General features: G+C 48.3%; 39 protein-coding genes and 1 pseudogene. 13 read left to right on the forward strand and 27 right to left on the reverse strand.

Annotation, left to right across the window (positions count from 1 at the left end):
- Positions 1–9: 9 nt before the first annotated feature.
- The 27 genes from H4F65_RS08295 to H4F65_RS08425 all read right to left on the reverse strand — a co-directional run bounded on the left by H4F65_RS08295 (position 10) and on the right by H4F65_RS08425 (position 16,029).
- Positions 10–885 (reverse strand): hypothetical protein, encoded by an 876-nt coding sequence (locus H4F65_RS08295; protein WP_010282003.1) that lies wholly within the window; start codon positions 883–885, stop codon positions 10–12.
- Positions 886–978: 93 nt separating this feature from the next.
- Positions 979–3,192 (reverse strand): portal protein, encoded by a 2,214-nt coding sequence (locus H4F65_RS08300; protein ID WP_010281992.1) that lies wholly within the window; start codon positions 3,190–3,192, stop codon positions 979–981.
- A 1-nt stretch (position 3,193) separates the two neighbouring features.
- A complete protein-coding gene (locus H4F65_RS08305; RefSeq protein WP_010281990.1) occupies positions 3,194–4,612 on the reverse strand; it encodes a PBSX family phage terminase large subunit in 1,419 nt (472 codons plus the stop codon).
- A complete protein-coding gene (locus H4F65_RS08310; RefSeq protein ID WP_010281988.1) occupies positions 4,609–5,070 on the reverse strand; it encodes a hypothetical protein in 462 nt (153 codons plus the stop codon). The genes H4F65_RS08305 and H4F65_RS08310 overlap by 4 nt, the downstream gene beginning before the upstream one ends.
- Before the next feature lie 10 nt (positions 5,071–5,080).
- Positions 5,081–5,347: a DUF2560 family protein gene (locus H4F65_RS08315; RefSeq protein ID WP_010281986.1), complete on the reverse strand. Its 267-nt coding sequence runs from the start codon at positions 5,345–5,347 to the stop codon at positions 5,081–5,083.
- Between the two features lie 114 nt (positions 5,348–5,461).
- Complete coding sequence (locus H4F65_RS08320) at positions 5,462–5,713, reverse strand: hypothetical protein (RefSeq protein ID WP_010281983.1); 252 nt, start codon at positions 5,711–5,713, stop codon at positions 5,462–5,464.
- 1 nt (position 5,714) lies between these two features.
- Positions 5,715–5,987 (reverse strand): hypothetical protein, encoded by a 273-nt coding sequence (locus H4F65_RS08325; RefSeq protein ID WP_010281978.1) that lies wholly within the window; start codon positions 5,985–5,987, stop codon positions 5,715–5,717.
- A gap of 139 nt (positions 5,988–6,126) precedes the next feature.
- A complete protein-coding gene (locus tag H4F65_RS08330; protein ID WP_010281975.1) occupies positions 6,127–6,321 on the reverse strand; it encodes a crAss001_48 related protein in 195 nt (64 codons plus the stop codon).
- Between the two features lie 283 nt (positions 6,322–6,604).
- On the reverse strand, positions 6,605–7,033 hold the full coding sequence (locus H4F65_RS08335; RefSeq protein WP_010281968.1) for a lysis protein: 429 nt from the start codon (positions 7,031–7,033) through the stop codon (positions 6,605–6,607).
- Positions 7,012–7,491: a lysozyme gene (locus H4F65_RS08340; RefSeq protein ID WP_010281967.1), complete on the reverse strand. Its 480-nt coding sequence runs from the start codon at positions 7,489–7,491 to the stop codon at positions 7,012–7,014. The genes H4F65_RS08335 and H4F65_RS08340 overlap by 22 nt, the downstream gene beginning before the upstream one ends.
- Positions 7,491–7,775 carry a hypothetical protein gene (locus H4F65_RS08345; protein ID WP_010281963.1) on the reverse strand — a complete coding sequence of 95 codons (285 nt, stop codon included), beginning with the start codon at positions 7,773–7,775 and terminating at the stop codon, positions 7,491–7,493. Before H4F65_RS08345 ends, H4F65_RS08340 begins: the two co-directional genes overlap by 1 nt.
- Positions 7,776–8,591: 816 nt before the next feature.
- Positions 8,592–9,083, reverse strand: coding sequence for an antiterminator Q family protein (locus H4F65_RS08350; RefSeq protein ID WP_010281957.1), 492 nt, complete (start codon positions 9,081–9,083; stop codon positions 8,592–8,594).
- Positions 9,084–9,176: 93 nt separating this feature from the next.
- Positions 9,177–9,401 carry a hypothetical protein gene (locus tag H4F65_RS08355; protein WP_010281954.1) on the reverse strand — a complete coding sequence of 75 codons (225 nt, stop codon included), beginning with the start codon at positions 9,399–9,401 and terminating at the stop codon, positions 9,177–9,179.
- Positions 9,402–9,566: 165 nt separating this feature from the next.
- Positions 9,567–10,145, reverse strand: a complete 579-nt coding sequence (locus H4F65_RS08360) for a recombination protein NinG (protein ID WP_010281949.1) — start codon at positions 10,143–10,145, stop codon at positions 9,567–9,569.
- On the reverse strand, positions 10,138–10,443 hold the full coding sequence (locus tag H4F65_RS08365; RefSeq protein ID WP_010281940.1) for a hypothetical protein: 306 nt from the start codon (positions 10,441–10,443) through the stop codon (positions 10,138–10,140). Before H4F65_RS08365 ends, H4F65_RS08360 begins: the two co-directional genes overlap by 8 nt.
- A 155-nt stretch (positions 10,444–10,598) precedes the next feature.
- Positions 10,599–10,787, reverse strand: coding sequence for a NinE family protein (locus H4F65_RS08370; protein WP_072014194.1), 189 nt, complete (start codon positions 10,785–10,787; stop codon positions 10,599–10,601).
- Positions 10,771–11,328, reverse strand: coding sequence for a phage N-6-adenine-methyltransferase (locus tag H4F65_RS08375; RefSeq protein ID WP_010281926.1), 558 nt, complete (start codon positions 11,326–11,328; stop codon positions 10,771–10,773). The genes H4F65_RS08370 and H4F65_RS08375 overlap by 17 nt, the downstream gene beginning before the upstream one ends.
- 306 nt (positions 11,329–11,634) lie before the next feature.
- On the reverse strand, positions 11,635–12,084 hold the full coding sequence (locus tag H4F65_RS08380) for a DUF1367 family protein (protein ID WP_010281922.1): 450 nt from the start codon (positions 12,082–12,084) through the stop codon (positions 11,635–11,637).
- A complete protein-coding gene (locus tag H4F65_RS08385; protein WP_010281920.1) occupies positions 12,085–12,351 on the reverse strand; it encodes a phiTE_015 family protein in 267 nt (88 codons plus the stop codon).
- A 10-nt stretch (positions 12,352–12,361) separates the two neighbouring features.
- Positions 12,362–12,553 (reverse strand): hypothetical protein, encoded by a 192-nt coding sequence (locus H4F65_RS08390; RefSeq protein WP_010281918.1) that lies wholly within the window; start codon positions 12,551–12,553, stop codon positions 12,362–12,364.
- A gap of 69 nt (positions 12,554–12,622) precedes the next feature.
- Positions 12,623–12,859: a hypothetical protein gene (locus H4F65_RS08395; protein ID WP_010281916.1), complete on the reverse strand. Its 237-nt coding sequence runs from the start codon at positions 12,857–12,859 to the stop codon at positions 12,623–12,625.
- Positions 12,852–13,061: a hypothetical protein gene (locus H4F65_RS08400; protein ID WP_146235408.1), complete on the reverse strand. Its 210-nt coding sequence runs from the start codon at positions 13,059–13,061 to the stop codon at positions 12,852–12,854. The genes H4F65_RS08395 and H4F65_RS08400 overlap by 8 nt, the downstream gene beginning before the upstream one ends.
- A gap of 26 nt (positions 13,062–13,087) precedes the next feature.
- Entirely contained in the window at positions 13,088–14,464 is a 1,377-nt protein-coding gene (locus tag H4F65_RS08405; RefSeq protein WP_010281912.1) for a replicative DNA helicase, read from the reverse strand.
- On the reverse strand, positions 14,461–15,279 hold the full coding sequence (locus tag H4F65_RS08410) for a replication protein (protein ID WP_010281910.1): 819 nt from the start codon (positions 15,277–15,279) through the stop codon (positions 14,461–14,463). Before H4F65_RS08410 ends, H4F65_RS08405 begins: the two co-directional genes overlap by 4 nt.
- Positions 15,266–15,430: a hypothetical protein gene (locus H4F65_RS08415; protein WP_010281908.1), complete on the reverse strand. Its 165-nt coding sequence runs from the start codon at positions 15,428–15,430 to the stop codon at positions 15,266–15,268. The genes H4F65_RS08410 and H4F65_RS08415 overlap by 14 nt, the downstream gene beginning before the upstream one ends.
- 8 nt (positions 15,431–15,438) lie before the next feature.
- Entirely contained in the window at positions 15,439–15,732 is a 294-nt protein-coding gene (locus H4F65_RS08420) for a CII family transcriptional regulator (RefSeq protein ID WP_010281906.1), read from the reverse strand.
- A gap of 108 nt (positions 15,733–15,840) precedes the next feature.
- Positions 15,841–16,029, reverse strand: coding sequence for a Cro/CI family transcriptional regulator (locus H4F65_RS08425; protein ID WP_010281902.1), 189 nt, complete (start codon positions 16,027–16,029; stop codon positions 15,841–15,843).
- Positions 16,030–16,132: 103 nt separating this feature from the next.
- Between H4F65_RS08425 and H4F65_RS08430 the strand changes: the two genes are divergently transcribed.
- From H4F65_RS08430 to H4F65_RS08490, 13 genes and pseudogenes are all read left to right on the forward strand, one after another.
- Positions 16,133–16,846, forward strand: coding sequence for a LexA family protein (locus H4F65_RS08430; RefSeq protein WP_010281899.1), 714 nt, complete (start codon positions 16,133–16,135; stop codon positions 16,844–16,846).
- Between the two features lie 580 nt (positions 16,847–17,426).
- The gene (locus H4F65_RS08435) at positions 17,427–17,570 is read left to right on the forward strand and encodes a hypothetical protein (RefSeq protein WP_010281896.1); all 144 of its coding nucleotides are present in this window, start codon (positions 17,427–17,429) and stop codon (positions 17,568–17,570) included.
- Positions 17,567–17,827, forward strand: coding sequence for a transcriptional antitermination N peptide (locus tag H4F65_RS08440; RefSeq protein WP_010281893.1), 261 nt, complete (start codon positions 17,567–17,569; stop codon positions 17,825–17,827). The genes H4F65_RS08435 and H4F65_RS08440 overlap by 4 nt, the downstream gene beginning before the upstream one ends.
- Before the next feature lie 7 nt (positions 17,828–17,834).
- On the forward strand, positions 17,835–18,098 hold the full coding sequence (locus H4F65_RS08445) for a hypothetical protein (protein WP_072014195.1): 264 nt from the start codon (positions 17,835–17,837) through the stop codon (positions 18,096–18,098).
- Positions 18,099–18,157: 59 nt separating this feature from the next.
- Positions 18,158–18,364, forward strand: a complete 207-nt coding sequence (locus H4F65_RS08450; protein ID WP_010281890.1) for a hypothetical protein — start codon at positions 18,158–18,160, stop codon at positions 18,362–18,364.
- 68 nt (positions 18,365–18,432) lie between these two features.
- On the forward strand, positions 18,433–18,768 hold the full coding sequence (locus H4F65_RS08455) for a hypothetical protein (protein ID WP_010281887.1): 336 nt from the start codon (positions 18,433–18,435) through the stop codon (positions 18,766–18,768).
- 4 nt (positions 18,769–18,772) lie between these two features.
- Positions 18,773–19,024, forward strand: coding sequence for a hypothetical protein (locus H4F65_RS08460; RefSeq protein WP_010281884.1), 252 nt, complete (start codon positions 18,773–18,775; stop codon positions 19,022–19,024).
- Between the two features lie 135 nt (positions 19,025–19,159).
- Positions 19,160–19,447, forward strand: a complete 288-nt coding sequence (locus tag H4F65_RS08465) for a hypothetical protein (RefSeq protein WP_146235409.1) — start codon at positions 19,160–19,162, stop codon at positions 19,445–19,447.
- 62 nt (positions 19,448–19,509) lie between these two features.
- A complete protein-coding gene (locus H4F65_RS08470; RefSeq protein WP_010281878.1) occupies positions 19,510–19,896 on the forward strand; it encodes a hypothetical protein in 387 nt (128 codons plus the stop codon).
- A 13-nt stretch (positions 19,897–19,909) separates the two neighbouring features.
- Positions 19,910–20,101, forward strand: coding sequence for a hypothetical protein (locus H4F65_RS08475; RefSeq protein ID WP_010281874.1), 192 nt, complete (start codon positions 19,910–19,912; stop codon positions 20,099–20,101).
- Entirely contained in the window at positions 20,098–20,475 is a 378-nt protein-coding gene (locus H4F65_RS08480) for a hypothetical protein (RefSeq protein ID WP_010281870.1), read from the forward strand. Before H4F65_RS08475 ends, H4F65_RS08480 begins: the two co-directional genes overlap by 4 nt.
- Positions 20,476–20,499: 24 nt before the next feature.
- Positions 20,500–20,631, forward strand: a pseudogene (locus tag H4F65_RS21865) (hypothetical protein); the annotation flags it as partial.
- A gap of 377 nt (positions 20,632–21,008) precedes the next feature.
- Positions 21,009–21,629, forward strand: coding sequence for a lambda exonuclease family protein (locus H4F65_RS08490; RefSeq protein WP_010281863.1), 621 nt, complete (start codon positions 21,009–21,011; stop codon positions 21,627–21,629).

Consider the following 21,629-nt stretch of genomic DNA (forward strand, 5'->3'; position numbering starts at 1 on the left):
TCCGATAGGTTATTTTTTAGCTTTGCGTTTTGCGGCCAGATATTCGGTGTAATCACCGCTTTGCTCCGCTTTTGCATGCAATTTTTCGAGACTGCTTAACTCGGCACCGTTGTTACCCTTTACTGCGGGAACGGTGCCAGCGGTAGATTTAGCTTTCGGCATAGTTTTGGCCTTTGATTCAATGATTCCAATCTGTCGGCCTAGCTCTACGGGGTCGGTAGCTTCGGCAAACTGTTTGCGTAACTCGGGGTTTCTGGCGAGGGCGATCACTACCATTTCCGGCTTCTCTGCGTACTGAATGACAGCAGCCTGAATAGCTTCAGGCACTTCATCAATCACTAGCTTTTCCGCCTGTTGGTAGTTGGGAACCTTCACCGTTTTGACGCGCTCCTGATACTGCTGCAGGCGCTGTTGATACTGCTGCTGTGCGGCCTGTTGCGCTTGCTGCTGCTGTGCCAGTGATGTGTGATATTTGGCGTTTTCTTCTGACCATGCGCTGAGCTTTTGCTGAAAAACAGCCTCGTCATAGTCAATGCCATCATCAGACAACTGAGGCATGCGTGGCGCTTGCGTTGGGGATTGCTGCTGCGGTTGCGGAGATTTGGTGCGCAACTCTTTTAGCTCGCGCTCCTTCTCCCTGATGGTGTTACGCAGATGCCGAACCAATGCCGGATCTTTCCCTTCGTCACTGGTAGGCGATTCCAGTTTTTTATCGCCGAAATAGAACTCTTCTTCGTCATCACCTTCATCGTCTGGCTGTTGCTCGGTGCCTTGACCTTGCTCGTCATCGACTTCGTATTGCTGACCTGCATCATCTGGAATTTGCTCAGGTGATTGCTCTTCGATTTCCACTTCCGGTGATTGGTTTTCTGCCTGTTGTTCCATGATTACCCCTGATTTACTCGACTGTTATGCCCATCGGAAGGCAATAGAATGCCGTGCCTCTTAGTGACGGCTTGGCGTGGTGATTTGGTTGGGTTACTGCTGAGGCTGTTGCGTTTGTGCAGATCGAAGCGCGTTGGTTACATCCATCTGCTGGTTATGTCCCTGCGATTGAGTTTTCAGGACTAATTCAGCGTCAGCGCGGGCATTGTCTCCCTGCTTATTCTGGAAGTCTGAAAGCATTTTGAGGGCTTCGCGAATGTCTTGTTTCTGCCGGCTATCCGCCTGCGCGAGAATCTTAACCACATTAGCGGCGGCGACTTGCGCGTCGGTCTGCGCTTGGAACGCTTTGACCTGAATCGATAGCTGCTCATTCTGCGCCTTCTGCAACTCGGCTTGGCCTTGCATAAGAATACCCTGAGCCTGAACCATTGCCGGATCTGGTTGTTCCTGTTGAGCCTGCTGAGCCTGTGCAACCATCTGCTCCTCTTCCGGTGTCTTAGGTTTGACAGCGCCAGACAGTAGCATTTGGTTTCTGTTGAACTCTTTCAGGTCGCTGATACCCTCACCGTCCATGTTATCCAGAATCATGCTGGTAACGATGTCGTGTTTCGGTGTGCCAGGCGGTAACAGCGATAGCATGTCGAGCAACGATTTCACTGTGGCATCACGCCGAGTAGCGAATGACTGACCAACATCCACTGTCACTTCGTACTTACCCTGCGATAAGTCGTTTAGCGCCACCTCTCGTCCCGATTGACGATCAACTACCGAGCCATTCAGTAGCACCATGTCATCGCTACCGTCTTCATTGACTACACGCATCGGCGCATCACTGCCGTACACCTCGCGAGCCATGCTCAACCAGACCACACCAGCACGACGCATAGACTTAGCCATGTTGTCCATGTAGACGTATGACTGTGTATCCATACGATTGAAAATAGAATCGACGGTTTCCGAGGCCACATTGCTCGGCATGTTCTCCATCTGATTAGCGCCGGTGATTTGCTGGATGGCCGTTCCGGTGTACTGGAGTAGGCCAGCCAACGCGGGTGGCATTTGGGTAGGTGGCGTGTATCCGCTGACCTCTGCCTGTGCCACTACCTGACCGTCTTTAGAGCGCATGCTCTTCATCGGGAGATACGCAGGGCGCTTCTTGTTACGCTCTGCCCAATGCGGAGCTAACGGGCTGGGTATGAATTCAACATCAACGATAGGAATGCCATCACCGCCAGCCTGAGTGGCGTTATCGGCAATCATCGATACCATCAGGTTTTCTAACCGCTGGGCATCCATAGCTTTAGCTGCGTGACCCTCGATGCGCTCCATGTTGTCAACGAATGAGCGACGGCCGTAGACAGGGATTAGCGGGATGTGTTCACCTGGTATGCGCTTAGGCTCTTCCAACCATTCCGCGCCGTCCATTAACCCACAGTAAACTCGGCGCTTCTTAACATCACGCTTGCCGATTTCGTCAAATCCACCTTCTGCTAACTCGTCAATGACCTCGGCTATCTGGTCACTATCGTATGTAGCTGTTTCGTTCGTGATCGGATTGCGGTATGCAGTTAGCGTGACTTTCTCAATGCGAATCTCGTAGTAACGCGCAACATAGATAGCATCTGGCGTACACCAGTCAAATTGCGTTCCTACGTCGCTCTTATCCATGCTTGCCATCAAAGCCTTTGGATACTCGGCCTTGAATGCTGCTGGCGTCATAGAGAACATCTCAAGCGCCCACATTGCATCACTACGGTCATACTGCTTGCTGTCGAGGTCAAAGAACACGCAGGTTGCCGCGTCGTACACGGGCAATAGGCTAATGCGTCGCTGTTCGTTTGACGGATCCATTTCGTCTTCATAGTCAGCACACATGCGGAAACAGCCGAACCCGCCAACTACAGCATCATCGAATGCGTTATCACACGCCTCACCACCTGACGTTTCCGAGTAATCAGCGCGGAACTTGCCGTTCATCTTCTCCGCAAGCTCATCCGACGCTTGCCCATCTTTCGGCCTGAACCTTACGCTAATTCGGTTCTGTCGGTACTCGCTGATAATTCGATCACACTCTCGCGCAACCTTATTCAGTTCAAATCGTGGGTAGTGCTCGAATCGCCCTTCTTCAAATGAATATCCGGCGTTCGTCGATCCTTCCCACTGCGCACCAGCGACACGAACAAACCGTTGCGCCTCGACAATCTTCTCGCGCACCTTCTGACTACCAGACCATGCTTTATCAAAGTTTGTTCTGGCCTGAACGTGCCACTTAGCCAATTTGTCAGTTGATTGTTTTTTATCTGCCATATCAGCCTACCCCACAGGGGATTGAATAGTTTGAATAGTCCGGTTCTATCGCTACAGAAGGGCAATGCATGCACATCATCAGGGAGTCAGCTAAGTTCGGCGACGGAATGCCTAGCTTCGATTTCATCTCGACTTTCGTCATAAGCTCCAGCTTTCCATTTCCGTTGAACTTGCGCTGTATCTGCGTGAGTTCAGCAAATAGCTTTTCTAGCATCTGATCGCCTATCGCCTCTTTATCGAAGCTCAGCATGTCGTCAGGGTTTGCGTACTCACCGTGGACTATTGCCCGATACGTCAGATAAAGCCTGTCAGCCAGCGTGTAATAGAATTGCGCTCGCTTGTTGCGGAACACGTCGCCAATGGTTCGGATGTTGTCACCATCGACCACCTCGTCGAACCATGCGCCAGCCTGATACGGGGAATCCTCATCAAACGGCGATTCACTCCCCTTAAACATCGTCACTGTTACTTTCTTGCCAGTGAATGAATCAGTTACTTGCCTGCGCAGGCCAGCGCCTAACCCATCACCGTCAAACAAGAAGTGATCTGCTCCATCGGCAATCGCTAAATCAGTAGCCCAATCAGCACCATCGTTGACATCCAACGGTGCAGGAGGTGAAGCTATGCGCTTAACCACTGACCCATGACGCATCGCATACCCCTTGTCATCTGGCCCTGTATCAGACGGATCGTGCGCAGCAACGATAGCGCCTTTCGCTTTCCAGCCAAGCTTGATGTGCGCGTCAGTAGCAGCCTCTAGCCATTCACGCTTGATGATTGCCATTTCGCTTGCACTTACTGGCTCACCCAGCCAGATATGACGATACAGAGTTGGATTGCGCCGCTTGCATTCCTCCATTTCCAAACGGAGAACTTCGGGAAAGTGCGGATTGTCCGTGTAGTTGACCGTGAGCAGGCAGATGTCATCAGGCGGCGTAACAACAAACCGTTGGTAGGTATCATCGAGAATATTTTTTGGGTTGAAACTCACCCATATTTCAGAGCCAGGCTTACGAATCGTTGGGATGAGGATATCCCACGACTCTTTTGTTACCGCCTCCGCCTCTTCAACCCAGCAAATATCAACGCCTTCGAGAGACTTTATCTTTGTCGGATTATTCTTGATGCCGTAAAACATGAACTCAGCGTTCGTGCCGAGGTGTCGAATCATTGAGCGCTGTATTTCGAACTCAGCCGTGTAGCCTTCGCGCTCTATCGTGTCCTCAAGCAAACGGATCACCGAGTCGCTGATACTGTTCTGTAACTCACGCGCACACAGGATGCGGATTGATTGACGCCTTGCCGCTTCAACAATAAGTCGCGCAATTGACCATGACTTACTACTACCTCGACCGCCCTTAGCGACCTTATAGCGATGCGCCTTAATGAACGGTCGAAAGTTAGGGTTAATCGTTGTCATTTTTCGAATAGCGTACCCATCGGTGAGGTTTCAATTTTAATAGCGCCGCCGTCCTTACCCGTCACCTCATGATCTTGCTTATCGCGCCATTTATCCTTCTGCCTGTTTTTGAGCCAGAAGATCGCAGCGGCGGTATCTGGTGGGTAATGCTTCTCAAGCGGCGTTTCAACAATCTTGTTGTCAATCACGCGAATATCCACGTCTGGAGCAATGAACCCCATAGCTCGTTGGTAGAGGCGATCAGCAACCTCGCCATCGGCTATTTGCTTGCCTCTTTTTATGGACTCTAAAAACTCATAGTGAACGAGTTTCCAGTTGTTGATTGTTGCTTCGCTCACCTCAAAGAATTCGGCAAGCCCTTTATCAGTCGCGCCCAACAAGCATAATTTTCTCGCCTGCTCGGCAAACTCTTCACGATAGGCCGATGGGCGACCGCCTTTGTTTTTCTCAGTCGCCATAGTTACCCTCTCAGAAAAGTGTCAGCGCTTCTTTAGCGTCCTGAATCGCCTTGAATGTACGGGCCACAACTTCACGCTCAGTCGTTGCCAGCTTGTACTGGTCTTTGAACAGCTCCAGCTTAAGCAAGTCGTCACCGACAAATTCAATTGCCGCTTGTGCTGCTGCCGTGTCGTTCATGACGAGGCGCAACAGTTCGAGACGAGTTGATTGCTGTGCAGTGAGTGATGGTTGAATGCTGGATGCTGTGCCTACGATTCCGCTTGTTGATTCGGTCATTTAGAACAATCCTCTAGATAAAAAAATACCGCATCGGGAATTACCGATACGGCATGGGATGAAACCTATATAAAACTCTGTCAATGCCACCATTCAGGCAGCATTTGCAGAATATTATAATATCGATGTTTTGATTTTTGTCTGTATGTTGGCGTTAGCTCTTTTCCACTGCTCTTCGGCGCTATCAGTACTGTGATTTACATTAACTTTCGCCAGTCCAGCCATCTTTTCCGCATAATCAATAGCCGCTTGCTTGCCGTTGTGTCCGAATCGCTCAAACCGACCTACTGTAGTAAGTCCTGTCTTTTCATATGCGGTCCATGACATCCTTTGGATATCATAAATAACATCCCACTCATTGCTCATATCAACCTCGCCTGCTACTGGGTGACTTGCGCAATTTCCACTCTTCAGCGTGCGCCAACTTTCCAACCTCGGTGAGAGAGTAGTATTGCTCTAAGCTATGGTATCCGCCGTTATTGTCTGCGTCATAGAAGTCCACAGACAGGTAGCCGCGCTCAATGAGAGAGTGAACCATTAAAATCTGATCATCGCTGATATCTGACCCAGCAATTCTTTCTTTTTTTAACTGAAGGATTTGATTAAAAAAATACAATTCCCTTCCAGATGGCTTTTCCATCCCAACCTCGTCTAAGTTGTCGTCATCGATAAATGCATGGCAGGCGGTGACGATGCCGCTTTTCGACTGGCCTGTCTAGCCACGCATTGATTATACATTCGAAATATCGAGCACCCTCGGGAGAATGCTCTGGATTTCGTCAGAAAGAAGCGATGCGCAGATTCAGAATTTCCAGATATGAACTCATCGCACCCACTTGCGCCATCAATAATCCCTGCTGGGTCGCATCCAGACCGGCAAAGATTGGGCTTTGGGCAATGAATGAGTTCAGTTTGGTTATCTTGTCTTCCAGATCGGTTTGTTCGTCAACTACGCGTTGTTGGTGAGGTTGCATGGTTATTCCTTCGGGTGGGGGTATTGGTTTATTCGCAGCATTGCCGCGTCTCTCGACGTTGCGCCGCCACTTCCCGTCTATTTCCGGGCCGCCAAGATGTGATCACACTCCTTACGGGGTTACACAATCTGATCCTTGTCGGGAGGATTCTTTATGAGAATGAAACGGAGATATGTCCCAGCAGCCATAACAAGAATTCGATAACTCCCCATCCCGCCACGGCGCAAATAACCGCGAATATGATGATCATGCCGTCAAAGCTGCTACCGTACATGCTGCATCCTCATTTCAAGCACTGATCACGGACGTACTCTTGCAGGCCGGTCAGTTGCTTTGTGATGGTTTCGATTCCAGCTCTGTGAAGGAAATAATCCCGTTCAGCGTCTGAAGTAAGTCGGGTGGCGGTTGCATCATCCATGCCGGGGGTGGCGGTGGCTTGCTTGACGACGTTGACGCGCAACCCGCACTTGCCAGCAGCAACACAGCGCTGCAAATCATCAAGCTTGCTTTTAGCATCTGCGAGTTCTCCAGTGTATTTAGCATCAAGATCCGCAACATCACGCTGGCGGGTTTGCATGTCGGTGATGGTTTCTTTCGCCTGGCTCAAATCGTGATCGGCTTTGCTGTATGCGTCGTGGTAGTAGTAGACACCGAATGACAGCGCAGCAATGAGAGCAAGAAGAACGGCGATTACTGTAGCCCTGATAGACATAGCTCACGCTCCACCGCTCGGCGGTCAGTTAATCCACGCCAGACCTTACCACCTGCTTTGTCCCATCGCTTTAGCTCGTCACATGCTTCGGATGTGTCGCCAGCGTTCAGTTTACGCAGCATCGTTGAACGATTTAACGCACCAATACCGATGTTGTATGTGAACGATATCAATGCGGCTTTCCGCATATCAGTCATCGGAACCTTTACGGCTTTATCTACAGCAGTAGCAGCAGGCGCGATGTGCTTAACGAGTAACGCGTCACATTCTGTTGCTGTGTAAGTTTTCCCGATCTTCACATCTTGGCCAGTTATTCCGTCGCATACTGTGGGAACGCCGGCGACGTCATAGTAAACGGTGTATGAACGCCCTTCATGCCACTGAATTAATACAGTAGCAATGGCGATAGCTCCACCAGCAGCAGCGCCGGCTATCTTTTTTCGTAGAGATGAATTCATCAGTCACTAATCCTTTTCATAAGCTCAGCAACTGACTCGGTACTTTCCGGATTAGGATTCTTTGATGATAGATAGTCAGATAACATCTTCGTGCGCCGCTCATCTTCTTTTCTTTCTCTGTAAGCATCGATGCGTCCGCTTATGAACGAGAAGACAGATACGGCAGCACCAACAGCGCCAAAGAAAATGAAAATCAAATCCTGAGTAGCAATACCGGCAGCGGATCCAACTGCGGCGATCCACGCGAAAAGTTGAGTAACTACATTTCCCGGCTGATCATTCATTTTGTAATCCTGCATACTCTCGCACCCACGTCAGAACCACCGAGACCATTCACATAGTCACGGTCGTTTTCGCAGAGAACCCGCAGTGCACCAATCTGAGCACCCCAAGCATCCCGCTTCCACGTTTCTACCGTGGAGATCACGTCATCATCGCTCTTTGCATTGATGAGTCCGTATGAGACTACAGAGCGAGGGTATGCATATGCAGCAGAGTTAATGCGGGAGTTAATTTCAGCGCCAGCCCATGACAGGAACACCAGCGCAAGCAGCCACGGGGATGAGCTAACGAACCCCGCTTTAAGAAATTCAGGTATCTTCAAAGGGATTCTCCCGTTTGCTGTGAGAAATAAAAAAGGCCACGCAATAGCGCAGCCTGAAATAGAAAAGCCCCTGCATTTCTGCAAGGGCTTGAATGTGTGTGGCGTCTGGCACTGAAATCCAGATTATCGACCCCGGCTACTGACTGAAATTCAGTATGTGAACTCGCCTCGTGTGTCGAAGGGGCATTTCTTTCCGCGCATCAGCCTGCGCATTCACCACAACGGTCAGCTCACTGAATGCATTACTGGGGAGTAATACTGCTGCGTGGGTTGGACTATGAATCCGTCACGCCAATGAGCTTACCTGTTGTGAGCAGACCTCTCAGCCTGCATGGCGGGAGTAGCAATCCGAAGATGAACATACCCGCTTGACGGTTAAATGGTGAGCGCCGCCTCGTTTATCTCACCACCAAAAATACTGCCGCAGCAACTTAAGAGTCACTAACGGCATCTTAGGTTTAAGTATGGGTAAATGGGTAAACGGTGTCAAGCCATTTCATGCAACATGTTTAATTTTCTCGACACGTTTACGACTTTTAAACGCATTTTGTAGAGGGGTATAGAGAATATACAGACTGGCAGACAGCACCTGAGCAACTTCCTTCCGTAGAGTTTCCTCTGATGGCTTACGCCACCCTTCACCCAATCTTCCTTTATCGATTTTGCGTGGCCTTGCAGCCTTGTGATAGTACGATGCAATGGCTCGCTTAGATGATCCGTGAGCGTAGTAACTGAGAAGAATACCGAGCGCCCTTGTGTCAATGCGCATGACGGAATCTACGACCTGAGAAATCAACATCCCGTCATCATCGTTACACATGGGCCTGCTCATCACCCTGCTCGGCTCTACCCTTTCCATAAATTGCGCTATCATGCTGCTTTGTCGTTTCTCCAGTCGACCTGAATATACCCACGCGCCCCACAACTCTAACCAGCCATTGATCCATCTATGTTGGTCATCGGTAAGATTCAGCTCAGCTATTGCCATTCTTCCTCCGCTTCGGATTAGCATCCCATGACTGGATATGTGTAGGTGCTGGATATGGAGTGATTGGGGTGAAGAGAGTTAGAATGTAGCCAATTAATCTCGGCATGATTGAACCTCCACCGAGAATATTCGGCGCGCCATTTCTGAATAGGCATTCCCAACCACCTCTTCCAGATTCGTGGGTTTATTCAGCGAGTACCGATTAATGATCTCCCGCCGCTGCTCGTTCTTCCGCGCTATAGCTTGCTCATGCTCTGCTATTTCACGTTCGAGCTGAATAAGCTCTGATGTTGCGTATGCTGGGATTTGATGTGTCATGCTGCTAACCTCGCGTTAATTGTTTGAGCATTCGGTATTTTTCCGCATATCGAATGGCGCGAATTTTTATGCCGATTTTCCGCTTAAACATTTTGTGCTTTATCCACCCACAGATTAGGAATGCCGTAACAGCGATGAGGTAGGCTGCGAAAAATGCTGCGTCAGTCATGCTGCCTCTCGTTGTTTGATTAGCGCCCGCGTTAAAGCCCTGTAATGCGACCTCAGTGATTCCAGTTCTTCACGGGTGTAACGATGTGGGATGTTGTTGCTTTCAAGCGCTAGGACGCGATCAAGGCCGATTTTTGCTATCAGATTGATACGGTATTGGGTGATAGCGCCGGAGTGATGGACGTTGCAGGATGCACACTGTAACGCTACGTTGTCCTCGTTGAATCTTAAGTGTGATGCCGCTGCCGTTGTCCTGTAGTGTCCTGCGTGGTAACTCACCGCCGTTTTACTGCCGCAACTGATACAACCGCAACCCTCATCTCTGGCCCTGATGTAATCGTTAAATGCTCGCTGGGTCATGTTCATCCAGTGACTTAACGGCTTCACATCTGCCTTGCGCTTTTTCAACTGGCGACGGTCATCGGCGGCTTTGCGCTGGGCAAGTCGCTCTGATTGCTGTCGTGTGTATTGAATTGCGCAGGATGGACTACAGACTATTTGAAGGGTGTTGCGTGGGGTGAATTTCTTTTTGCAGCACTTACAGGTCTTTGGCTTCGGCTTTTGCCGTTCAGCCATTCACAAGCTCCTTTTCTCTCTCGTCTTCATGAGTGAAGTCATCACCATCAATTGGAATTAACCAGTGAGAAAACATAAATGAGTAATCATTAAGCGTGGATCCGCTAGATAGCATTGTGACAAGACGATCGCAATGCACCAGCCAGCGAGTAGATCCGGCGTTATAGAATCGCCTACCATCTGGGAGAGAAATCCGTTCTCCGTGATGAACTATTTTCTCCGTTGTGACGACAACACCAAGAGTTTCCGGGTTCCCGCCGACTATGATAGCCAGCCCACCAGCACGTAATTCAGCCATTATCTTTCTCCTGTTTCAGTAATTCCTCGGCGCACTCAGCACAAACATGCGTCTCGTCATCAATCAAATCAGCATTGCAATTAGCAAATAGTGATTGACCCTCGTAGCCGACTACGCACGAGCGCTGAATGCATGATTTTTGATATGCAGTGATTTCATCTTGTGTTAGCAGCACTTCTCCCCCTCATTCGGTCAAATTTCCGCGTTAGCAGGCCGTGGACATAATCAAATGTCGTCACCTGGCTTGCTGGCGGAATTGGTTGGGTTTTGTTTCTACTGCGACGGGTTGGCTGGAATATCAGATTGTCGAGTGCTTTTTGTGTCGGGCTAAGCTGCCGCGCCATGCTTGGCCTCCAGTCTTTTCCTTCCGAACTCCATCAATTGATCGCGTTCAACTGTTGAGAACTGGAGATGCGTTCGCGGCCACGGATGCCAGATAACAATCATTTGGCCTTTATTATTACCGGATACTGGCTTACCAGATGATGCGCTCAGGAACGCCAGCCTTCCACCAGTGATGAATCTGACTTCGTGTGCCGTCTTAATCGCTTCCAGGAACCAGCCCGTTGAGCAATCTGCGTTGAGCAGCATCACGCAGCCAGTCCAGTGCTCTGCATTTTCCTTTGCCGCCTTCTGCACGAATGGCATCGGATGGCTGTACGGCGGGTTTAGCCATGCGTATCCGGGGATATCTGGAATCACTTCATTCCACGGCGTTATGAGAGTGTCCTGATACTCGTTGATAAAATTCCTGCATAGGCTGTTATCAACGCTTGCTGCGGCATCCAGCACAAAGCAGAACTCAGCGTTAAGCGCGTGGAATATCTCAGGAGGTGTCCGCCAGCAATCCTTATCATTAGGTGCAGTGTTTGATTTGAGCGTCATCCCCGCACACCTCGCAACAACTGGTCGAAACGCTGGATAGCTGAATTCATCGGGATGCGCGGCGTGGTCTTTACCGGACGCCCTAACCGTATCGATTCTTTCAAATCTCCAGCCGGCAGGTACTGATAGATCCCACGCTCTCCGGTTCTCACCAGTTCACCCCGCTTAATCATGTCGTTAATTGCAAACGCAACGTTTCTCCCCTCCCACCCGACACTGTCGCAATACAGCCTCAATTGTGTGAATGTCGCTCTGTTGTGATTTTGAAAATAGTCACTGATTATTTTTCGTGTTGTCATGTTGACCTCAGAAGAAATTCTGTAGCCTATTGAGAATGTTTTCGTCTCTCGTTCCGGCGAAAACGTGTTTAATGGCGGAGTTGATTAATGCGCTGTAACAGCGTTCGAACTCGTCTGGATCCATGTTCGCGTATGCCAGGCTCTTAGCCTCTGTGCGGATATCACCGTTTAGCCTTACCGTTTGCTCATAGAACCCGGCGAGTATCGTCAGGTCTTTTCGGAAGCGGTCAAACTGTGTAGCCTCGTCCATGTTCTCAAGGCCTGCCCGGTCAGCGCTCCAGTGCTGAAAGCAGAAGTTGAAAAAGGCGAAAGCTTTGCGGTGAAAGGCTGGGTTTCTGGTTAACTTGAATTCGGCGGTGTACATCTCGCCATTTTTGAACTTAGTCAGACGGGGTAAGTCATGTTCGAAAGCTGGACAGAAAACGCCACCGGCATTTTTGACCATTTCGATTTGCAATCACTCATCCCTCACAGTTATACCGGCTTCCAACATGAACTCGACGCAGCCATCAATCGCTATCTGAGCCGTTTCTTTGCTGTAGATACTAAACCCCTCTGTTGACGGGAGAACCACCACTAGCGCGGCCCTGCTGTCTACCCATGCCTGCTGATATGCTCGCCACATTGACTGAACCATTTCTGATACGTAACTGCCGTTATCCCACTTCGCTAGGCCGCCGGGGTTCATTTTCTCAAAATCACTGCGCATCTGCTCTGTGCTCATCGTTTAATCCTTATCCAAAAATTACGTGTTTCACATCGCTAATTGTGGTTTTCTCAATGCGATAATCTTTATATCCCCGTGCTTTCGCCATGTCTTCGGCTATGCTTTTTGTTGAGCATATTGCTACCGGGCAGTAACTAGGGAGGATGATAGTGTGTGGCTTATACTCAGATTTCATTTTATCTAACGCTGATTTTTTCATTTCCTAACTCCCATAAAAAAGCCCGCAGCGATTATCAGCGGGCTTATAGCTCTGTGATGTAGAAATATATCATTGATATTTCTCGCTTAACTCACCAATCTGTTTGAGAATTTCTATCAAATCACAACCTGCACAGCCAAGCGCTTCCGCGATAAGCTCCGTCTGTTCCTCCGATGGCCCATCTTGCATTATTTGGTTCAGACACCGATGAGAGACGCCAACATGCTTAGCGATGCTATTCAGGGTCACGCCGTTATCTTTTGCCATTGTTTTAACCATCCAGCGGTAATCGCTCCACTCACTCATTAGCTAATCCCTCAAATTGTGCGAATACTGCGCCACAGTCGCTGCGAATGGTCAGATCTGAACCCATTCCCCACGGATCATCTCCTGCCTTGTCTCTATCTGAGATTACCCCGTAAGCATGACCAAAAACCGGGCCGGTAACTTGATATTGTCCGCCAACGTCAAAACCCGGAATTGATGACATCGTGCATTTTACTTTCACTGTTCTACTCCCCCTGATTTGACCGACTAAACGTCAGCGCCTTTGGCGTAACGTTTCTGGCCTGAGGTATTTTGTTTAACTGAGCATGTCTCTCTCGCCTGATCCTGATCGGTTGGGAGAAAGTGACCGTTTTTGAAAAGCTGATAGACCGTTCCGAGTTGTCCAAATCGGTTTTTTGTGACGATGATTTCTGCATACGGTGCGGCTGATGAATCAGGGTTATATACGGCATCACGGTAAAGCATGATGATGCTATCGGCGTCCTGCTCAACGCTTCCAGAGTCGCGCAGGTCTGCGTTAACAGGACGCTTGTTTGGGCGCTTTTCAACATCGCGGGATAGTTGGCTGAGGGAAAGAACCGGAGTTTTTAACTCTTTCGCCATGCGCTTCAGGCTTCCAGAAATGTGCGCAACTGCTAGATCATTTCGCTCTGCCGTTGGCTTTTTTATCAAGCCAAGATAATCGACCATGATCAGCGAAAGCTCAGGGTGAGAGCGCTTATGTCGTTCTGCGATAGAGCGGATTTTCTCAACGTTCAGCGACGATGCGTCAACAACCCAAACATCAAGGCCAGAGAGCAAACCAATACCGCTAGATACCCTTCCCCATTCCTCGTCACCCATACGTGAAGGTTTTCGCAAACTGGATACGGGGAGATTTCCGGCATCAGCAATCTGACGTTCGATAATCTGGCTTGAGTCCATTTCCATACTGAAAATCAGGACGCCACGTTTTTTATCGCTGTTTGGGTAAGGCTGCTCAGCTACACCACGAGAAACCTTCAACGCGAATTCCGTTTTACCCATTCCGGGACGCGCAGCTACAACGACAAAATCCACCGGATTTATACCGCCAGTGATCTCATCTAGTTCATCGATCCCAACGCGTAACGCCGTGGATTGTTCGCCGTTCTTCAGGCGACTCTCCAGCATAACGGTGTAATCGTCCATCAGATCGCCGATATGAGTAGGAACGATGTCGCCAGCGTCAGATGCCAATGACGGAAGTTTCCCCATCGTTTCGGCTATCACCGCCAGCGCTTTTTCGTGGCTGTTGGCCTGCTCGATTGATGATTTGGCCTCGTCGATCAGCGAAACAAACTGACGAACCTGATGGTACCCGTGAACCATCCTAGCGTAGCCTTTCAGGTTTGCGGCTTTTGGGAACTTGCTTGCCGCCTCCATGACGTTGGCAAAGTTACCCTCGCCCATCGCCTCGGCGACCATCAGCCCGTCAATCAGGTTTCTAGTGATCGCCTGATTTTTTATTTCCCGATAGATATCCCTGTAGAGCGGCACAGAGAAACATTCGTCAGTCAGGGTAGATAAAACCTCGCTGGCATCAGGAGTTAACCCGCTAACCAGTAAACCACCGATTACACTGGCTTCGATATCCTGTCTCATAGCGTACCCTCCCTGATTTTCGTCAGCGTTTTTCTTTGCAGCAGGTAGTCAAAATTCGCAACCCAACCACGATCATTCTCGCCAAAGTGGAACGGCCTAGCAGCAGCCATAAACGCCCTGACATAGGATTTGAATCCATCGAGATTTGGTGTAGCCAAAGATTTAATCAGGGCATTCAGTTTTCGCTTTCGTTCGTCATTGGCTTCTACAGCGTGAGGCAACCTGTCACCCACAGCATCGTTGTAGGCGTTCAGGTAATCATCGTATTTGATTGGCGGTGATTTTCGCTTTGAAGGTTTGGCACCCTTCGCACTTTCACCCGTAGGGGGTAAGGGGGTATTTGTATTTATTGTCTTTTGAATATTGTCTTTTGTGTTTAGCTGAGTTGGCAAATGGGTATTAGCTGACTTGGCTAATGTTTTATTAGCCGATGTAGCTAATGTTTCGCTGACTTGGCTAATGCTCTTCATATCCCACATGGAGACATGCTTGTTAATCCCAACCCGCTGACCGCTGCCAATTAGGAAACTCCTGTCAATAAGCTGGCGCTTAGCGACACAAACATGCGTGTGGTGTATGCCTGTCATGGCTGCTATCTGCGTATTGGTAAGGCGATCCATCGCTTTGTTGAATCCGTAGGTCTTGCGCATGATGGCGAGCATTACTTTCAACTGCCTGGCTGTTAAGTCAGCCATCAGGATACTGTCTGTAAGCTCGTTGGCAACGCGCATGAAACCGTCATCAGTGTCAGCCACGCGATGCTCCACAACCTCAAGGCGAGGTTTTTGGTAGTCTGATATCCTAGCGACGCTCATCTTTCTTCACCCCTGCTTTAGCCAGTCTGAAAACACCGATAAGCCGCTCAGCGAACGGCTTGTTATTTACGGCGGCAACGACCAATCCATCAGGTGAATCAGGATGCGTTCGCTCCTCTTCTCGCTTGAAAAATCTTCGTTTTCGTGCCATTATTTACCTCAGAAATCGATAGTTATCTGTTCAGAATCCTCACCCGCCAGTGGGGATTTTTTCTTTGTCAGCACAGCAGCAAATCTCCGCGCTAACTCCACTATCTCGTTGTCATCAACGCCGTATTCCAATATCGCCAGTGCTAACGACGCCTGACTGAAAAAACTCTCTTTCATCCGGCTTACTGTCGATTCATGAACACCCATCAATGATGCGAATTTTGATTGACCGAATACGGCCAGTTTCCCTAGTAATTGAGACTCAATGCGTTGAGCCTTCTTTCTGTATCTTGCGCGTTCCATTCGTTACTATTTTCCTGTTTTCTGAATACAGGCATCCCGTGGGGTGCCACTTTGTTTGATGCTCCAGACCGTCCAGAGCGTGATCAGCGGGTTTAAAGAGCGGTAAGGCTATTTCTTGCTGCTTGGGAAGGGTTTAACTTCTTCCCCGCTAATGCTTCCATCCTGTTGAACGGTGACGAAAATGTTCCTGCCCGCTCTGATGGCTTTACTGATTGCGCACTGAATCACGCCAAAATCTTTTGCTGCTTTCGCTTGCCCATGGATCTTGGCGTAATCCTCAAGAGTCATTCGATTCATAGGTTGCTCCCTGTTAATTACAGACAAAGAATACTACAGGTAATTATTTATGTAAATATCCTGAGTATTTTTGTTTGATTACCTTTGCTATTAAAATGTGAGAATGGAAACGAAAAAGACACTGACGAGAGAACAGCTTGAGGCGGCTAGAAAGCTGAAGGCTCTGTATCAGTCGAAGAAAAAAGAATTGAACGTTACGCAATACACTATTGCTGACGAGCTAGGAATATCGCAGGGTGCGGTAGGTCACTACCTGAACGGCAGGATCGCGCTTAATGTACCTGTCGCATCGGGGTTTTCCAGAATACTCCAGATACCGATATCAGAATTTAGTCCTGAACTCGCACGGGACGCAGCATCATACGCGAGCACAGTTGATTCCAATGTTGCGTTCCATGGGATTCACGATCCGAAGGGTGAGTATCCGGTCATTAGCTGGGTAAGCGCCGGAGAGTGGTCAGAGGCTATTGAACCCTACCACCGCAGAGCTATTGATCGGTGGTACGGAACCACTGTTGATTGCTCTGATAGCTCGTTTTGGCTGGATGTAAAAGGCGACTCTATGACCTCACCTGTTGGCCTGAGCATCCCTGAAGGGATGGTAATCCTCGTTGACCCAGAGGTTGAACCCATTAACGGCAAGCTGGTTGTTGCAAAGCTGGATGGCGAGAACGAAGCGACGTTTAAGAAGTATGTTGAAGACGCTGGTCATAAATTTTTAAAGCCGCTAAATCCACAATACCCATTAATCACAATTAACGGCAACTGCCGAATTATCGGTGTTGTTGTAGATGCGAAGATAGCCAATCTCCCCTAACCCGGCGTGTAGCCGGGCTTACATTCTTGTATCGATCGCACCTAAAAATCACGATAACCAACTGATATCAATATAATTCATCTTAAACTAATCTCCATTTACCCCGGTATCGATCGCACCCCATCACCTACACACTAATCTCATTTGAAAAATAAATTCACTTAAAAATCAATACTGTGAATATTTATCTTAAAAAATAAATACCGAGAGTATTTACAATAATAAATACCTTGAGTATTCTTATCTCACAGCAGGACGCTAAGCAACAACGACATGATGTCGGGCTCTTTAACATGAATGGGAATTCTTCCGGAATGTCTGGAAGACCAAGGTGAATGCTTTGGGGAGTGGTGAATGCGCAGGCTGATGCGCTGCAATCTTGTGAGTAGATGGAGAATGATGCCCGCCATGGCGCGTAGGTAATCGACCAGTAGGGGCAAGGTGAAGTAGGCATATCAGTAAGGCGACATACACGAATCACGCTACTAGCGTGGACTTGATAGAGGCCGAGAAAATCAGTAAGACCTGCCGGAAATCAGCACCGGCCACCACTCCACCAAAGCACTTACCGGAGGTAATCATGAAAATAGATAAAGAGAAATTTCAGGATGCCAAGGAAGTGGCAAAACAAGCTGTTGCCCATCACTGCAAAACAAGATGGTGGCTGGCAATGAATCATCTCAAACGAGCGTATGGATTTACTGAAAGAGGAACGCAGCAATGACAACAATCATCGTTAAGCCAGCTAAAGATAACGCCAAGCGTAGAAAGTATTTGCGTACTGGCGCGTTCTTCGCACAGAAAGACGCAGATCGGGAACTGGCGCAGAAAATTAGCAAGGCGTGGGCGAAATTAACTCGCGTTGAATTACCGAAACGTAGTGAGCCTGAGTATTCCGGTTCGTGCTGCTTGCCGCAAGTGGCGCTATACAGCGCAGGGCATCGTAATAACCGTAAAGACGCAACGCATATTATTAAGTGAGGGTGAGATGAATTTTAAAATAGGTGATGAGGTTTTGTGGACTAGCTCATCAAATGGGTCTACAAAAACAAAAATTGGCGTAGTTGTTGAGTTGATTCCTGCGGAAGTAAGCGTTAGAAAATCAAAATTTAGTAACTACCTTGATGCTTCAAGAATTCCGAGAAAAGAGGAAAGTTATATTGTTTGTGTTGGCCCCAAACCGGGATCTAGAGCAAGGCCAAAATATTATTGGCCTAGAGTATCAGCACTAAATCATCACAAAGACAACTAAGCCGCCTAGAGTGGCTTTTTTATTACATCATCGCATCAGAAGATGCGTAAGGGGTGAGTATGTGGGTTCATGAAATATTAGAGCAACATGCAATATTTGACGGTAAGCCTGATTTCATGGACGGCTCACTAATTATTAACACTCTCAATCATAAATCATACGGCGGAACGCCTGCGGCGATGCGCGAGTCGAATTCTGACCCTGACATGAAAGACCCTAAGCGCTATCTCGTCAGGGTAACTATTGAGTACGAAGAAGTTAATTAACCCAGCCGACACCAGAGAATAACGCCACCGAAAGGTGGTTTTTTATTACCTAAAATCAGGAAATCAAAATGAACATTAATGAATTAACTATCGGTCAAGCCAAAGAATTGGCGTCATTATTCGGCGGAGCTAAAACTGAATCATCATGCCCGATTGAAAATGGCGCCCGTTATATCGTCACGTTACAACGAGGCTGGATTGTGGTTGGTAACGTAGCCAAATCTGGAGACTACCTGAGTATTTCAAACGCTGCTGTTATTGAGTGTTGGGGTACTACTGATGGGCTGGGGCAATTAGCTATATCCGGACCAACGTCTGATACACGACTGCGTAAAACATCCGACCTACTCACTCATGAGTTAACCGTTGTTCATCTAATGCGTGTCCAAAACGAAAAATTGTGAGGTCATGATGGCGATCAAAACATGTGACGCCGAATCTGTGACGTTAACAGCCACGCAATCCGGCTACGGCTACGGCGACGGCTACGGCTACGGCAACGGCAACGGCAACGGCGACGGCTACGGCTACGGCTACGGCGACGGCTACGGCTACGGCAACGGCTACGGCAACGGCTACGACGGCAACGGCTACGGCTACGGCAACGGCAACGGCAACGGCTACGGCAACGGCTACGGCAACGGCTACGGCGACGGCTAACACTCAGGGGAAACTATGAGCGACGAGTTAATCAGCGAATATAAGCGTTATTTCGCAGTGATGGGAATATTTCTGGCTATTATTATTTTGATTCTCGTCGCTGTACTCAGTGTTATTTATTAATTGGAGTGAGTGATGTGTGATGATGATAACGACTCATTATCTGAATACTGGAAAGATTTGAAGCCATTTTTAAAGGAACGAAAAAGACAAGCAAGGAATGCCGCACATGAAGGAATTAAACGTTTCTTTGAAAGAAATTTCGTGACATTCGAAGAAGGCGAAAACACTCTGATATTCAGGACGCCACAAGGAACAGTAGCATATTACCCACCAAGTCAAAGAATGCAGCATAAATCAAAATGGTTTGATGCAAGCCCAACATTTTGCATGAATTACGTAAATAAACTTAGAGCCGTGTAAAAGCGGCTTTCATACCCATGCTGCTATTAGGCGGCATAGTTATGAATAAACAGGAGAGAGTTATGAGTGAAATTAAAGATATCGAATACGAGATAGTTACAGAAAAGTTATTTGATTTTTCTGCTGGTGCTTACTGCGGGGTTTTAATGCCTGAACACGTGATGAAAAAACTTGCAAAACTGCAAAATAAACACCTTGAAGATGTAAAGAGAATTCTAACTGAAAATAAAAACGATTTATATGTTTCTGGATGGACGCTTCACCATCCGAAAGGAGTACAAAAAGCGGTGTATTTCGCTGATACATCTGGGGCATTCAGTGTAGAAGACAGAATAAGATTAGCTACTGTAAAAAATCAACCGATACATAGACCGCTAGTTTTTAAAGCAAAAAGCATGGATGATGCGGAAAGTATGGCTAACGCACACTTCAACAACACATCTAATTAATCAGGAGTCAACGATGGGATTAGCTATCGCGGGCGCACCCATCGTGCGTCCTAAATTCGATTTCGACGGTATTAAATCAATACAGCACTCTCGTAAAAATATATTGACGGGAGATTCATTTAAACCTGCACCATCCACCCCGCCACCAAATAAATCTCTGATTCAGATAATCATCGACTTTCTGAATAGGAGGCTTGAACCGTGAAAACCCATCAGCAAATGATTGAGGATTTAACTGAATCATACGTCGCAATGCTGGATAAAAATCAGGACGAGCAGGAGTGGCTAGAAAACGAAGTGCTGTGCCGGCTTAACAATAAATATAGGTGCATTAAATTTAACGACCTAAGCGGCGCACTAGAGGATGTTATTAAAAAATCATTCTGCCAAGAAGCGCCATGGATTTCGGAATCGCATCCCGTCCGTGGATACGTTGATTCCGCGGCGTTTGAAGAGTACCTATCTGGCGTTCAATACGAACTCATGCGCCACTGCGTCATTCTGGAGCGTGCACTAGCGCTATCTGCTGCGGAAAATCCGACATATGAGCGTGATTTTTTTGGTGAATGGGTTTCATGAATTGGATAACAGGAGATTGATGTAATGAGCGAGCAAAAGACGCACTACCGGAAAGCGTTCGACTCTCCATATTTGAGTAGCGCCGACATAGTAGAGCCAACGGTATTAACCATCGCAAGAGTGGCACTTGAATCCGACAAAACCAAAAAGACAAAGGATGTATTCAACACCGCCCACTTCGTAGAAAAAGAACTACGCCCTGGCGAAAAGCTAAAGCCGATGATTCTCAATGCTACGAACAGCAAGACTATGAAAGCGCTGACCGGTTCGCCATACATTGAGGACTGGTGCGGCGTGGCTGTCACTGTCTACGTTGATACTAAAGTACGGTTCGGCAATAGCTCTGTCGAGGGATTGCGTATAAGCCCTACACGAGTCAGCAAGCAACTATTAACGCCGTCTGCAACAAAGGCATGGAACAACGCAAAAGCAGCATATAAGCGAGACGGAGACTTACGCAAGGTGCTTGAGCGCATGGATATGTCGGAAGAACACCGTCAGCAGCTCATCAACGAATGCAGGGAGGCTGCGGCATGATTTGGCATGATATTCAGCAGAACACAGAAGAATGGGAAGCGTTGCGAGTAGGTAAGGCGACAGCGTCTAATTTCGGGCTAATCATGGCTAACGCAGGAAAAGCGTTTGGCGACCCAGCAAAGCGATACGCTCTCCAGATTGCACTGGAGCAAATTAAGGGATGCAAGTCGGAATTCAGCTTCTCTAATGAACACATGGAGCGAGGCCACGAACAGGAGCCTGTGGCGAGAATGCTCTACGAAGAGATGAATTTCATCGACGTGGATAATGGCGGATTTTTCGATCTGGTCACATACGGAGATAGCCCAGATGGGTTAGTTGGTGATAATGGGGTGATAGAAATTAAATCCGTTATTGCCCCCACTCATTACGCAACACTGAAACGCGGCAGTTTCGACCCATCATATCGCTGGCAGCTAGTCGGGCATCTGGATTGCACAGGCCGTGATTGGGTTGATTTCGTCAGTTACTGCGCCGATTTTCCAGAGGAAAAGCAATTGGTGGTATGGCGATTGACGCGAGACGAATGCGCTGAAGAAATTGATTCTCTACGTGAAAGAAGAAATCAATTTTTATCTCTGGTTCAGGAAGTTAAGCAATCAATATTGCAGGCATAA

Source organism: Pectobacterium brasiliense, from assembly GCF_016950255.1.
GTDB classification, from domain to species: Bacteria; Pseudomonadota; Gammaproteobacteria; order Enterobacterales; family Enterobacteriaceae; genus Pectobacterium; species Pectobacterium brasiliense.